At 59.0% G+C, this 13952-nt stretch carries 12 protein-coding genes; 2 read left to right on the forward strand and 10 right to left on the reverse strand.

What is annotated here, in order from left to right:
* Positions 1 to 104 precede the first annotated feature (104 nt).
* From purT to QP922_RS07720, 3 genes are all read right to left on the reverse strand, one after another.
* Positions 105 to 1454, reverse strand: a complete 1350-nt coding sequence (purT, locus tag QP922_RS07710; protein WP_284808720.1) for a formate-dependent phosphoribosylglycinamide formyltransferase — start codon at positions 1452 to 1454, stop codon at positions 105 to 107.
* A 57-nt stretch (positions 1455 to 1511) separates the two neighbouring features.
* The gene (locus QP922_RS07715; protein WP_284808721.1) at positions 1512 to 2804 is read right to left on the reverse strand and encodes an adenylosuccinate synthase; all 1293 of its coding nucleotides are present in this window, start codon (positions 2802 to 2804) and stop codon (positions 1512 to 1514) included.
* A 149-nt stretch (positions 2805 to 2953) separates the two neighbouring features.
* Positions 2954 to 4030, reverse strand: coding sequence for a hypothetical protein (locus QP922_RS07720; protein ID WP_284808722.1), 1077 nt, complete (start codon positions 4028 to 4030; stop codon positions 2954 to 2956).
* 289 nt (positions 4031 to 4319) lie between these two features.
* Between QP922_RS07720 and QP922_RS07725 the strand changes: the two genes are divergently transcribed.
* Both QP922_RS07725 and QP922_RS07730 read left to right on the forward strand, forming a co-directional pair.
* A complete protein-coding gene (locus tag QP922_RS07725) occupies positions 4320 to 5117 on the forward strand; it encodes a hypothetical protein (RefSeq protein WP_284808723.1) in 798 nt (265 codons plus the stop codon).
* 249 nt (positions 5118 to 5366) lie between these two features.
* A complete protein-coding gene (locus QP922_RS07730) occupies positions 5367 to 6458 on the forward strand; it encodes an Abi family protein (protein ID WP_284808724.1) in 1092 nt (363 codons plus the stop codon).
* 50 nt (positions 6459 to 6508) lie between these two features.
* Here QP922_RS07730 and QP922_RS07735 read toward each other — a convergent pair whose 3' ends face one another.
* From QP922_RS07735 to QP922_RS07765, 7 genes are all read right to left on the reverse strand, one after another.
* A complete protein-coding gene (locus QP922_RS07735; protein ID WP_284808725.1) occupies positions 6509 to 7732 on the reverse strand; it encodes an FUSC family protein in 1224 nt (407 codons plus the stop codon).
* A 181-nt stretch (positions 7733 to 7913) separates the two neighbouring features.
* On the reverse strand, positions 7914 to 8948 hold the full coding sequence (fbaA, locus tag QP922_RS07740) for a class II fructose-bisphosphate aldolase (protein WP_284808726.1): 1035 nt from the start codon (positions 8946 to 8948) through the stop codon (positions 7914 to 7916).
* A 167-nt stretch (positions 8949 to 9115) separates the two neighbouring features.
* A complete protein-coding gene (locus QP922_RS07745; RefSeq protein ID WP_284808727.1) occupies positions 9116 to 10327 on the reverse strand; it encodes a glycoside hydrolase family 76 protein in 1212 nt (403 codons plus the stop codon).
* 63 nt (positions 10328 to 10390) lie between these two features.
* Positions 10391 to 11083: a TrmH family RNA methyltransferase gene (locus QP922_RS07750; RefSeq protein ID WP_284808728.1), complete on the reverse strand. Its 693-nt coding sequence runs from the start codon at positions 11081 to 11083 to the stop codon at positions 10391 to 10393.
* Positions 11076 to 11621 carry an orotate phosphoribosyltransferase gene (gene pyrE, locus QP922_RS07755; protein ID WP_284808730.1) on the reverse strand — a complete coding sequence of 182 codons (546 nt, stop codon included), beginning with the start codon at positions 11619 to 11621 and terminating at the stop codon, positions 11076 to 11078. Before pyrE ends, QP922_RS07750 begins: the two co-directional genes overlap by 8 nt.
* Before the next feature lie 122 nt (positions 11622 to 11743).
* Positions 11744 to 13036, reverse strand: a complete 1293-nt coding sequence (locus tag QP922_RS07760; RefSeq protein WP_284808732.1) for a TtfA family protein — start codon at positions 13034 to 13036, stop codon at positions 11744 to 11746.
* A 40-nt stretch (positions 13037 to 13076) separates the two neighbouring features.
* Complete coding sequence (locus QP922_RS07765; RefSeq protein WP_284808733.1) at positions 13077 to 13928, reverse strand: sulfurtransferase; 852 nt, start codon at positions 13926 to 13928, stop codon at positions 13077 to 13079.
* Positions 13929 to 13952 lie beyond the last annotated feature (24 nt).

Consider the following 13952-nt stretch of genomic DNA (forward strand, 5'->3'; position numbering starts at 1 on the left):
CCACTACATCTTGCGGTGCCTGATCCACTCCGGACAACTACAGGACAAAATCAACGCACTCTAAAACCGGAAGGGCCACTTAAGGGTGTAGTGTTACCTCTCCATTAGTCGTCGGCAGACCTAGTGAGCTTGGGATCGACGTCAATGACGGGCTCGGCGACTTCGATGACGTCGATGTCGGGAATGGGGGCGTCGCTAAGCGCCGGCTCCTCTGAGGGGCCCTGAGCGTACTCGCTATGACTTGGCCCTACAGTAATCTTAGAAGCCGCTAAGTTAGCTCTGTCGCGGGCGGTCTCAACGTCCTCAGCGGTCGTGGTCACCATGCCCATACGGCGGCCCGCGTAGGCGCTGGGCTTGCCGAAGAGACGGACGTCAGTTTCCTCGTAGGCGAGGGCGGCGTCGAGGCCGGCAAAGGAGACGGCGTCAAGCTTGGCGTCCGCGTGGAGAATGACCGCAGCACCAGGGCTGACCAACGTGACGTCAATGGGAAGGCCCAACATGGCGCGCACATGCAGATCGAACTCGGAGAAACGCTGCGTATAGTCCGTGAGCATCGCCGTATCCAACGGGCGTGGCGATACTGAGGAGAAGTACACATCATCGCCAGCCACGAAGAGCTCCACGCCGTACACGCCGCGTCCACCCAACTCATTAGAGATACGCGCGGCCACGGAACGCGCATTCGCAAGCGCATCCTCGCTCATCGCCATGGGCTGCCAGGACTCCACCAGGTCACCTTTTTCGTGACGGTGACCAATAGGCTCACTAAACCACGTGGCCATCTTGCCCGTGGCCGGGTCAATGGAGCGCACCGCCAGGAGCGTGACCTCATAATCAAAGTCCACAAAGCGCTCCACCACCACGCGCTTATTATCGGAGGACACGTGGCGCACCATGGTCCAGGCCTCCTCAACGTCCTCTTCTTCCTTAAGAAGGACGTGCCCCTTGCCGGAGGTCGTAATGTCCGGCTTCACAATGCACGGCAGGCCCAACTCCTCTACCGCCTTCTGCAATTCCTCAGGGGACTCTGCAAAGCGATAGCCGGACACGGGCAAGCCAATGCTCTCCGCCACGGCACGAACGGTCTCCCGCGATTGGGTCAGCGCGCACGCACGCGCGGAGGGCACCACAGTGGCCCCCAATTCTTCCTCCACGCGCTCGAGGGCTTCAATTGCCACGGTTTCTACCTCGGGGACCACGTAGTCTGGCTTGATGCGCTGGATGAGCTCCCAGACCTTTTCGGGGTCGCGGATATCCGCAATGTAGCTAAAGTGCGCGAGCTGCTGTGCGGGCGCTCCTGCGTAGCGGTCCACGGCATGGACTTCGAGCCCCACATTTTGGAAGGCTATGGCCAGCTGCTTGCCTAGCTCGCCCGCCCCCAGCAATAGCACCTTGGTAGCGGTTGCTGTAAGAGGGGTGCCGATGCGGCCTGCGTTATCGCCTGCGGTAGTCATTCTCGAATTATCGCACACATTTAACGCCATGCTGCTTGGCGACGTCCCCCTGCCTGCTTACTGATCTTCCATGACGTCGTGGCGCACGATGGTCTGATCGCGACCTGGGCCAACACCAATGTAGGAGATGCGGCAGCTAGAGAGCTCTTCTAGACGTAGGACATAATCCTGGGCCTTCTGCGGGAGATCCTCAAAGGTCTTACAGTAAGTAATGTCCTCATCCCAGGCAGGCATGGTTTCAAAGATGGGCTCGGCGTGGTGGAACTCAGACTGAGTCAGGGGCATCTCGTCGTAGCGCTTGCCATCAACGTCATAGGCCACGCAGATGGGGATTTCACCAATGCCGGTAAGCACATCCAGCTTGGTGAGGAAGTAATCCGTGAAACCATTGACGCGGGTTGCGTAGCGGGCGATAACGGAGTCATACCAACCGCAACGGCGCTTGCGACCGGTGTTGACGCCGATTTCGCCACCGGTGGTCTGCAGGTACTCACCCCACTTATCGAAGAGCTCCGTGGGGAACGGGCCAGCGCCCACGCGGGTGGTGTAGGCCTTGATGATGCCCAGGGAGGTCCTAATACGAGTTGGGCCAATGCCGGAACCCACAGAGGCACCGCCGGCAGTCGGGTTCGAGGAGGTCACGAACGGATAGGTACCGTGATCCACATCCAGCATGGTGGCCTGGCCGCCTTCCATGAGGACGTGCTTGCCGGCATCCAGAGCCTTGTTGAGCTCCAACTCGGCCTCAATGACCATCGGGCGCAGGCGGTCGCGGTAGCTCAAGAAGTAGTCCACGATCTGATCCGGGTCGATCGCCTTGCGGTTGTACATCTTCACCAGCATCTGGTTCTTGATGTCTAGAGCAGACTCAACCTTCTGGCGCAGGATAGATTCATCGAAGATGTCCTGCACACGGATACTGATGCGAGCAACCTTGTCGGCATAAGCGGGGCCGATACCGCGGCCGGTAGTGCCGATGGCGCGCTTGCCGAGGAAGCGCTCCTGCACGCGGTCGAGCGTCTGGTGGTAGGGCGCCACGAGGTGGGCGTTGGCGGAAATCTTCAGACGCGACGCATTAGCGCCGCGGGCTTCGAGGCCATCAATCTCATCAAAGAGAGCCTCAAGGTTAATCACCACGCCGTTGCCCAGAACCGGGATTGCGTTTTCAGAAAGAATGCCGGCGGGAAGGAGCTTCAGCTCGTACTTCTCGCCGCCGACCACGACGGTGTGGCCGGCATTGTTACCGCCGTTGGGCTTAACTACGTAATCGACCTTGCCGCCGAGGATGTCGGTAGCCTTGCCCTTGCCTTCGTCGCCCCACTGGGCGCCGACGATGACGATCGCTGCCATTTTTGGTGTCACTTCCTAGTTATTGAAGTCAAATACGCACCTACTTTACCCGCCTTGCTGGAGAAGTGGTGGGTTTGTGACAAGGTCATCAAGAATTAGAGCGCTGGCGGCACGGGGTACCGTCCGCGGAGAATTAAGCGTGAGGCCGACTAGACGCTTTCGGTGTTCACGTCGCCACCGCCCGATTCCTCATTATCGAAGTAGATGGTGTCGTTGGTGAACATCAGCCTCGACTTGTCTGGGGTGCTGACGATGATGCTGTCATCAGCAACGGCGATCTGGGCCTCAATATCACCGATGCCAATTCGGTAGAGTCCGTTGCCCTCAATTTTCTTGCCGTTGGTTGGGATATCGTCGTCATACTGGCTGAACTCGGTGCTGTTCTCCAGTGGCAGGAAGGTCACTAAGTTAAATTCCATGCCCTCTGGCATTGGGGTCTTACCGCCCTTGACACCCCAGCCCCCGCCATCGCCATGTGCACAGTCGATAGAGTTATGTTCTTCAGCGATTCCGCAGACCATGTTCCAGCCATCGGCAGAGATAGTGAAGAGCTCTTCGCCACGAAGGTCTTCTTCATCCCTAGCCAAGTCTGCAGATTCGGTGGGTTCCGACTTCACGTCAATGAAGAAGATGTCCGAGTTCACTCCGTCAAAGGAGTTTTCCATCGAAGGCGCTTCGGTGCCTGGGCGCTTGTACACCTTTCCCTCAACGCCGACGATGTCGCCTACGGTCTTGGACTCATATGTGAAACCCTCCCCGTCCTCCTCGACCTTGAATGAGCTCGGCGTAATGTAGAGTGCATCCTCGTCATAAACTCTACCGTTGACAAAGAAGACAGGGACTTTAACGGATTCCCCATCGAATTTGCCCTCCAGCACCACGTAGCTGAGGAACTTGCACGGGTCGTACTTGTCCTCACCGACGGTCAGGTCCTCGAATTTCTCGTTGGAGCCCTTCACGTAGGCTTCCTTGTTCTCCAACACCTTGCCAAGGTCGGTATCCTCCAGCTTTGTACCCTCCCCGCAATTGGCGCTCGAGGTTGACGAGGCCGAGCTGCTGGAGGATCGGGTACTCGAGGCCGTAGGTGCTTCTGAGCTCGACTCTGCCAAGGTCATCGCCGCCGCTGTGGTGAAAGCAGGTTCTTCGGCTTTGTCACCAGAGCCTCCGCCAAAGCTACAGGCGCTCAGCGCCAGGCCCGTAGCGGAGAGGAGTGCGAGGGTAGTCATGCGAGCAGACACAGTGAGAAACCTCCAAGGGGTAGATAGGACTCTTTTAGAACTTTTCGATGTAGGAAACCTTGTGGGGTTTGACTGCCAGACTACCCAGCACTTGTGATGCGCACTACATGTTTGGGCAAGGCTCCCCGTTTCTCGGTTGGTGAATTGCCTGCCATTACAGCTTTGTAGATAGGGCTTCTATGATCCTTGTATGTTCTGTGCGCTTTTATACTGCGGTGGCCAAGCCGCAGGCACCGCTTCCGTTCCCCTTGCTCATGCCGAAGAGCAAGGATTAAAGGTGCGACGCCTGCACGTGAGCGAGGTTCCGACGCGTGCCGAACTCAAGGAGCTTGACGCACTGGCGAAGGAGGTCCTGCCGGAGGACCCGACGCCAACGCTCGATGAGATCGCTGCACAGCCGGATGTGGATCATTTAGGACAGCCTGGCTCAGCACCGCAAGCACGGTTCTTGCGGGAGCCGTTGCGTGTGGTCGTCGTAGGCAGCGATGCGGCGCTGAGTGCCGTGCTCACCCGGATGATGCGTGCGGACTATCTGTGGGCTGAGGTGGGCTTCGTACCAACGGATGAGGCATCCACGGCAGCGATGAATTGGGGACTACCAACATCCACAGAAGACGCTCTCTCATTTGCGTTGACTGCGCCGGTTAAACCGGTACCGCTCATTCGAAATGATGCGGGTCTGGCCGTTGCGGGCTCGGCCACCATTGCGGAATGGTCAGACGAGGAGATTACAGGCGAGATTATCGTCGATGATGCTGTGCTTTTGCGCGCGGACCGCGAGAAGCATGTCTTTGGCGCTCGCCTTGTTCCAATGACCGATGCGCCGGGCATCGTGGCGGCAAAAGCAGTATCGAGCTTTGCTCCGGAATCTGAGCCACGGCGGGGACTATTCGCTCGGTTCCGCAAGCAAGAGAAGACAGGACAGCTCGACCCCGACAGCGTGATGCAGGGAAGAGCCGTACAGGCAGGCGGGCCAGAGCTGAGCGTTAGCGTCGATGGCGTCCGCGCACCGCGTCCGGTCAAACGCGTGACGTTCTACCGGCACCTTCGGGACCTGCAGGTAGTGCGGCCCTAATTCTCCTGCTTAGTAATCCGATCAATCTGGCTCAGTACCGGGGCCACTAATTTGGGAGGCCAGCACGAAATGTCGTTTAGGCCCCGATTCTCGGGCACGAGTTTGAGGGTAAAACGAAATGAGGATCCGACCAGCATTACCTTTCGGTACTAGGCTCGGAACCGGATCCTCACCGCATGCGCATTGTGCAATGCGCCTAGGCGGTATGCGGAAAACTCTACCATTCTCGACTCCCGAAAGAACAAACCCATGCCACTCACAAGAAAAGTTTCTTGGGTATCCGAGGCCAGATTCGCTCCATACCTCGAAGAATGTGGCACACCGGAGGAAGCATGGAAGCTATATGAACTCAACGCACAAATCGCAGCTGCATTGTCTGAAGTCATTCATCACACTGAGGTCTTGCTGCGGAATGCCATGAGTGATTCACTTGCCGAAGCTCACCCTTTTGACTTCGGCTGGAGTCAAGATTCTTTCGATATTTCCGCACTCTCTACGAAGCTAGCCAAGAAATACAAGCGTCCTGTCACAAAAGACGACATCATCGCGCATCTGAACATGGGGTACTGGGCTTCACTACTTTCCACGAAGTCCGATGCCAATGAGGAAATCTGGAGAAAATACCTTCGAAACGCATTTCCGGGCCAAGGTAGCAGGAAAATAGTTGCAACCTTGTTGACAGACCTCAATGTCCTACGAAATCGGTGTGCTCATCAGGACTCACTTCTCAACGTGGACCCAACGGTAGAGCTAAAGAAAATTTTAAGACTTGCCAGTTGGATAGACCAAGATGCAAGACTATGGTTAGAAAACCTCGAACGCGTCACGGAGCTAGCCACAAATCGCACTCCAAAGCTCAATACCGCGATCTTGGGGCACGCCGACGACTCCCTTTTCACCTTCTACCAAAGGGTAGGTGCCGTGGTTCTGGAAGCCTCCACGCCACTTGCACAAGTAGATTACATAGGGTTCTATTTCAGCCAGAAAATCATCGGAATCTTTCCAAGGGTTTTAGACATCGAAATCGCTTCTAACTGGAACAAGAAGACCTCAAACGAGCTTAAGAAATCATCCGACCCCGAGGAAAATCGTCTCGGGAAGATCATGAGCTACGCCCTCTCAGATCCATTCGTTAAAAGCTATCCACCGGAGAAAACCTACAAGGTGTATCACCTTAGTGGACCCAAGCACCCCTTAACTCTCACTACCGCTGGTGAGCAGGAAATCTTGCACGAAGCAAGTGGACGCGGCTCCGCATTTGTGAAGAGACCCCGGTACTTTCAGAGTAGTTCTCTGTTGGCTGCCAAAGTCACATCTGATTTGCCTTCACCGAACAAGTAGTCCGAATGATTTCCGAATTCGCACTGCTAAAGTTGCGGCCCTAGTCATCCTTAGTCTTCGTCCTCCAGCACCTCCGGCGGGTAGGCCGGGTGCTTCGACGTGGGCACTAGCTGCGCCACCGCGGACTCGCGGGACATGCCACAAATCATGAGCAAGTCCACGATGATGGAACGCGTTTGTGCCAGCACCGCATAAGCGGAGAGAACCGGCTTGTCCCCCGCCATGTCAACGGAACAGCGTGCCGCTAGCTGGCGCAGACGGTGAACAATGTCGGGGATAGCGTGGGCCTCATCCACGCGGCGTTCCCGCGCGGATTGGTGACTGTAGAGTTCTGAGAGCTCCATCATGATGTCCGAGATGTCGTCGATAAGCTCGACCTGCTCCGGGGTTGCTTCATCATCATCTTCAGCCAGGACGAGTGCACGGCGGGACAGCACACGGGTGCCGCGGACAACGTTATCGACGGGGGTGAGAATACGCTCCAAGGAGCGGACGTTGCGCTGCGAGCCCCACAGGAACGGTGATAGACGTGCGGTCTCCGCACCACCTTTCGTGGCGTTCAGCATGTTGTTGATGTCATCCTGAGTTCCGCGCACAGCATCACGTGCTTCTTGGATGCGGTCGGGGTCGTTATCCTCGAGGCCTTTCGAGACATCGACAAGCACCGATGACGTGATTCCAAGAACCTTGGACACCTCGGTTCGGCCCGCTCGCAGAGGCGAATTCGGGATGAGCATGATCATGGACAGCCCGATGACTGCACCGATAATGGCGTCAATCGCGCGGGAGACTCCGCCCATCTCCGTCGGGGGCAAAATCGTGGCAATGAGGATGGCGGCGATGACAATCTGGTTGGACACCAACTGCGATCCGGTGACGAAAGAACCGATAATCAACGCCAGACCAATGATGATGGTCATATGAATTGGGCCGGTGCCCAGAGCATCCACGAGCAACGTGCCCACGAGGACGCCGATGACACCGCCGATGGCCATATCCACCGCGCGGCTAATGCGATCACTGCCGGAGAGACCCAAAATGATGATGACCGCCATCGGGGCGAAGAAGGGCTGCTCGTGGCCGAAAAAATCATGCGCTACATAGAATGCGAGGCCAGCACCGAGTGTGCTCTGCACCATGAAGACAAGCCGGTTGCGCACGCGCGTAAAGCGCGACTTAACCGACTTATCCACCAGCCGCAGCTGCTCGCGGGTAGTCCTGCGAACGCGCTTGACGGTACTCGACGTATTCGACGATGACTCTTGCGTTCCCATGGTTCCCGTATCTTACGCGTTCAGCTGTATACATTGACTGGGGCAGCCAAGGCTGGATGCAAAAAATGAGCACGGTAGCCTTCCGAACCGGGTGGATTCGGGAGCTATCGTGCTCAAATCGTGCGCGGGCTTGGAGTTCTGTACCAGGGGGACGTCGCCAAGCAACAGCGCCCTCGAACCGTTACTTGGAAACGGTCTTGCCCACAGAGTGCAGGTCCTGGCAGGCCTCAACCACGCGGTCAGCCATAGCCTGCTCAGCCTTCTTCATGTAGGAGCGCGGGTCGTAGACCTTCTTGTTGCCAACCTCGCCGTCAATCTTGAAGACGCCATCGTAGTTCGCGAACATGTGGCGCGCGACCGGGTTGGTGAAGGCGTACTGGGTATCGGTGTCAACGTTCATCTTGACAACGCCGTAGCCCAGAGCCTGCTCAATCTTCTCCTTCTCGGAGCCGGAGCCACCGTGGAAGACGAAGTCGAACGGCTTAGAGCCATCCTCAAGGCCGAGCTTCTTGGATGCGGTCTTCTGGCCCTCATCCAGAACCTCCGGGCGCAGCTTCACGTTGCCCGGCTTGTACACGCCGTGGACGTTACCGAAGGTAGCAGCCAACAGGTAGCGGCCCTTCTCACCGGTACCGAGGGCATCAACGGTCTTCTCAAAGTCCTCCGGGGAGGTGTAGAGGTTAGCACCAGCCTTAGCCTGAACGCCGTCCTCTTCGCCGCCGACAACACCAATCTCAACCTCGAGAATGATGTTGGCGTTCTTTGCCTTCTCCAGCAGCTCCTGAGCGATTTCCAGGTTCTCATCGATCGGGATAGCGGAGCCATCCCACATGTGGGACTGGAACAGCGGAAGCTCGCCGCGGTCAACGCGCTCCTGGGAGAAGGCGATCAGCGGGCGCACGTACTCATCCAGAACTTCCTTCTGGCAGTGGTCAGTGTGCAGCGCAACGTTAATGCCGTAGTTCTTAGCAGCCTCGTGAGCGAAGGCAGCCAGTGCCTTTGCACCGGCAACCTTGTTCTTCACGGACAGGCCGGAACCGAACTCGGCGCCGCCGGTGGAGAACTGGATGATGCCGTCGGACTCAGCCTCGGCGAAGCCGCGGAGTGCTGCGTTGATGGTTTCGGAGGAGGTGCAGTTGATTGCTGGGAATGCGAAGCCGCCCTTCTTGGCGGTATCGAGCATCTGGTTATAGACCTCAGGGGTTGCGATTGGCATAAAGATCCATCCTTTGGAGTTGCTGTGCAGTAAGCCGTGCTACCTCGCTGTTAGGCGAAACAACACGTTCCAACACCCAAGTATGCCTGTTAATGTTGGTTTCTGCCGTGAGATACGGTGTGATCTCACTTAAAGGGGTGGCGCCAGTTCACAGTTGTGCAGGTCTACTAGGAGTTTTGTACCTTTTTGGATTCTTCCTTGTGCTTCCAAATTCGGGCGCAGGCTTCCAGGAGCATCCAACCGGACAACTGAACGGACAGATCGCGCTCGGCCACGCGGATGATGCCAACCTTTTGGCCCAGGCTCGACGGGCCAAATCCATAGTTGTGGGGCAGTTTCGCGTCCGCAGTCCAGTCAGAACCGAAGATGGGAAGGCCGTCCACCTCGAGGCGGTGCTCCCACACTGACTCAGCGGAGCTGATTACTAGGCGTGCCGCCAGCTTCTTCGTGGCGCGATTGGCAGGCGAATCCCCAGGGAGGCGCACGGCCACGTCTGCGAGGTAGCGCACGAGAATGCCCTTGAATAGGCCGCCATCCCCGTCACCGGTTTTCCAGTCAATAACGCCTGTATGGGTTGCCATACCCGTCGCCACAGCCTGAACGAGACTGCGGATGCGGGTGGTGTAATCCATCATGTCTTTGGCCAAGTCAGCCTCGTAGATGGTGTCGATGGTTTCCAAGGAGGTCAGTCCCGACTTCTTGCGCAGGGCAAGGACAATTTCCAGGCAAGCACCAAGGACAACGCCTTGGCAGTAGGGGTGGATGGCGCGAACAATTTCGCGGCCGTCCATGCGCATGCGGATGCCGTCCATGACGAAGCCGTCGTCGTCGATGAGGTGGTCATAGATCCAGTCCACGATGTGGCGGGCTTCGTCGAGACGGCCCATGCGGGCGAGCATGATGGCGCCGGGGCCGTTGGAAGGCACGTTAAGGAAGGTCTCGCCTTCGCGCCACGGCAGTACTCCCACCTGGGAATCAATGCCGGCACGAATGTTGCCCTGCAAGACGCTGAGTTTCTTGTACGGGCGCAGCTTATTCAGCTCCCCGGCGCGGGCCATGGCGAGGGCCATCCAGGCCTTGTCATCGTAGTAACGGTTTTTAGTCAGCGCGCGCAGATTTCGCACGTGAATGCCGCGCATGGTGTTGGCAATGAGTGTCCGGCGCACCTTGGTGTTCTTGCGCAGCGCGGCATCTACCTGGCAATCCAGGTAGTGGGCCTGCCACCAGTAGTGCCAATGGACAAAGAGCGATTCCTTGGTGGTGGGCGGCCAGCTCACCACCGCAAGGTTGGTACGCGGCAAGCCCCACACGGCGCTCGCGTGGCGCTCGTTGATGGCTGTCTCCGCGAGGTCAGCACGGTGTGCCCATTTTTCTTTCACGTCTGTCTCATCATTCTGGCATGTGAATTCGTTACCTCACATGTAAACATAGTGGGTGGTGTCTCACCATGCTTTTGATAAGTCGGCGTGCTGCCGAATCCAGGCATGCATGGCAATACCTGCGGCCACGCCTGCATTAATGCTGCGCGTGGAACCAAACTGGGCGATGGAGCACGTCATTAGCGCTGCGTCTTGGGCCTCTTGGCTCACACCGGGGCCCTCTTGACCAAAGAGGAGAAGACAGCGCTCAGGCAGCTCTGCGGTTTCGAGAGGTACACACCCGGGGGTGTTGTCGATGGCAACGACGGTGAGTTCCTGCGCGGCGGCCCAAGCCATAAGTTCATTGACGTCCGCATGGTGCATGAGGTGCTGATACCTATCCGTCACCATGGCGCCGCGGCGGTTCCAGCGGCGGCGGCCCACGATGTGGACGGTGTCGACAGCAAAAGCGTTGGCTGTGCGCACGACCGTACCGATGTTGGCGTCGTTCTCGAAGTTCTCGATGGCGATGTGGAGGGCATGCCGGCGGGTATCAATGTCCGCACGGATGGCCTCACGCGACCAGTAGCGGTAGGCGTCCACGACGTTGCGGCGGTCGCCTTCGGCAAGCAGCTCTGGGTCGTATTTTTCTGCTTCTGGCCCTTTGGGAAGCGGCCCTTGCCAGGGGCCGACGCCATGGCGGCCTTCGTTCCACTCGGTGGGGCCTTTGGCATCGGTGGCTTCGTTGTGGTGAGCGGCGTCGCCGAGATTAGGCAAGGTCGAGATCCTCAAGGCCCAGGAGGTAGCGGTACTCCAAGCCTTCGGCGGCGATGGCTGCACCAGCGTCGGTATCACGGTCCACAACGGTGGCCACACCAACCACCTCCGCACCTGCATTTCGCAGGGCCTTGACGGCGGTCAGCGGGGAGTTACCGGTCGTGGTGGTGTCCTCCACAACGAGCACCTTCTGGCCCTCAACGTTAAAGCCTTCAATCTGGCGCTGCATGCCGTGCTTCTTGGCTTCCTTGCGCACGACGAAAGCGTCAATGTCACGGCCATCAGAATGCATGATGGACAGCGCGACAGGGTCAGCGCCCATGGTCAGTCCGCCGGCAGCGGCGAAGTCCCAGTCCGCAGTGAGCTCACGCAGCAAGGAGCCGATGAGGCGGGATGCCTCGTGCTGCAGGGTGGCACGGCGCAGGTCAACGTAGTAATCAGCCTCCTTGCCGGAGGACAGCGTGACCTTGCCGTGGACGACGGCCAGCTCCTTTACCAGTTCTGCTAGGCGTTGCTTCTTCTGCTGATCCAGGCTCATCGCGCGCTCCTTAGTAATCTGGCTGTCTTTAGCCCTTAAAAATCCGCCCTGTAGTCTACCCTCTTCCGAGTGACGGACCGCTAAGGGCCGCAATGCCCGCAGCAGACATCTCGTGCCGTTGGCTAGTCGAAAATAGAGGAGCCGCCATCGAAGCGGCGCGGAAGGCGAGCTTGATTCTGCTCGTGGGTGGGGTGTTCGCGACCATCAGCAATGGCGTCCACCTCGTCCGCTCCTAGGCTCGTGTGGCCGATGGGGCCATGTGCCTCGCTCGTCGTGCGGCTCGGCATGACCACAGGTTCAGTCGGGCGCTGGATATTGGGAGCACCGACGGAGGCGTCACGGTCAGGGACGGCCGTGGGGCCAGTGGGCTCCGGCTGCGGGGGTGCAGGGATGTCGCGGCTCGGGTCGAGCTCGTCTACGCGCAGCACCTGGGTAGCTTCGGAACGCGGCGGGAGGACGCGTGCGGTATCAGCCAGCACTGCAAGTGGTTCGAGCATCTCTTCCCACTCGGTGCTACGAGCTTGCTTGGTGGTTTGAGCAAGTACCCACTCCCCTTCCATCCACGCAGCAGTGACTACAGCGGGTAGCGCGCGCAAAGCACGAGAGACGCGGTCATCGATGAGACGCTGGCCCACGCCGGCTTCAGAAGCGAAGACGTCGAAGCCTTCCTCCGTGCACACATGTACGAGGTCGTCTGAGGGGGTGTCCACGGTCTCCCCTACGCGGCGGAAATCAATCACGATGTCAGAAGCTGCGCCGGTGCGCATGGCCATGATGGGGATAGCGCCCATATCGAAGAGCAGCGTTTCATGGCCGCGAACCGTTCCAGCAATGATGTCCTTCGGCTCCTGGCCACGGGCAGCAGCACCGCGGTTCCACTCATCCGCGAGGTAGGAATCATGCTTGTCGTACTCCCAGCCACGCTGTTGGCCGAAAGTTTTCCGCTCGCGGCGAGCGCTGCCGGGTACTAGCTGCTTAGCTCGTTCGGCGCGCTCCGCAAAGCGTGGTGCCGGGGCCGGTTCCGCGGTAATGGAATCGGCGGCAGTTTCTGGCTCCTGAATTGGCTCCGGAGTTGGTTCTGTTGTCTGCCTTGATTCCGGCATTGCTTCCGGCTGTGGCTCAGGCATGGGTTCCGGCTCGGGAGCGGGTTCGTACTCGGGCTCGGGTGCCGGTTCGGGCTGCGGCGCAGACTCGGCTGCCAGTGCGGCCTCGGTTGCTGTATCAGTTGCTGCGTTGTCGGCAACGTCCGATTCGGTGGCGACGGGCTCGGAGGTGGGCTGCTCAGGCAGCTGTTCGTCGGCGGAAGGAGTGGTGTCAGCGGCCGGAAATGTGGCGCGCTGGCGCTGGTCCCACCAGAGCAGGAGCAAGCCCGCTAGGAGCGCGGCGGCGGCGAGGAGTAAGAGTACGAAAGGCATTACTGACTGAGCTTAATCGCTCGGGACGAGGACGGGGCGCTTAGACGTGGTCGCGGTCGCCGCGCTCGATGGGGTTCTTCGGGTTCGCGGACCACTGAGACCAACCACCCACGAAGTGCCGCAGGCCCGTAAAGCCCACGTACTCAAAGAGGGCGATGGCCAGGGAGGAGTGGTTACCAGAGCCGGAGTAGATAATGGCGCCGTCGGTGTTCTCCTTGGTAACGCCGTGTTCACCCAGGATGTCGAGGATTTCTTCCTTGGAGCGCCAGACGGTAACACCGTCGGTGTGGAAGAGGCGCTCCGGCAGGTTGACTGCGCCCGGGATGTGACCAGCCTTAAGGTCGAGGTTTTCGCGGCGGCCGGCGAAGCGGTTGCGCGTGCGGGCGTCGAGAAGCAGCCCCGTATGTTCCTTGACCTCATCGATCGTGACCGTGGGCATGGAACCTGGCTGGACGGTGATGTCTGAGGTCATGCCCAAGTTGCCCGGCCCGGTGAGGGTAGGCATGCCCTGGGCGCGCCAGTTGGACAGGCCGCCGTCGAGAATGCGGACGTTCTGCACGCCCGCCCAGCGCAGCGTCCACCAGGCGCGGCCGGCGAAGAGGCCACGGCCCTCGTCGTAGACGACGACCTCGTAGCCCTGGCGCAGACCCCAGTGGTCAACCCACTCCTGGACCTTCTCCGGCAGCGGCAGCGGGTTGCGGCCCACCTTGGAGCCCGGCAGGCCCACGAAGGCAGAGGCAGCGTCCGCGTACTGGGCGGTCGGCACATGGAGGGAGGAAAATTGGTTGAAGGACTCTCCTTCGCCAGGAGCCCAAAGGGAGGCAAGGATAGTTGTCTTGTCGCCGTGGTAAATCTTGTCACGAAGCTCGTGCGGGGAGACCAAAATGCTCATGCCCCCGATGATAGGGGCATGAGC

The organism is Corynebacterium sp. MSK218, assembly GCF_030232655.1.
GTDB lineage: Bacteria > Actinomycetota > Actinomycetes > Mycobacteriales > Mycobacteriaceae > Corynebacterium.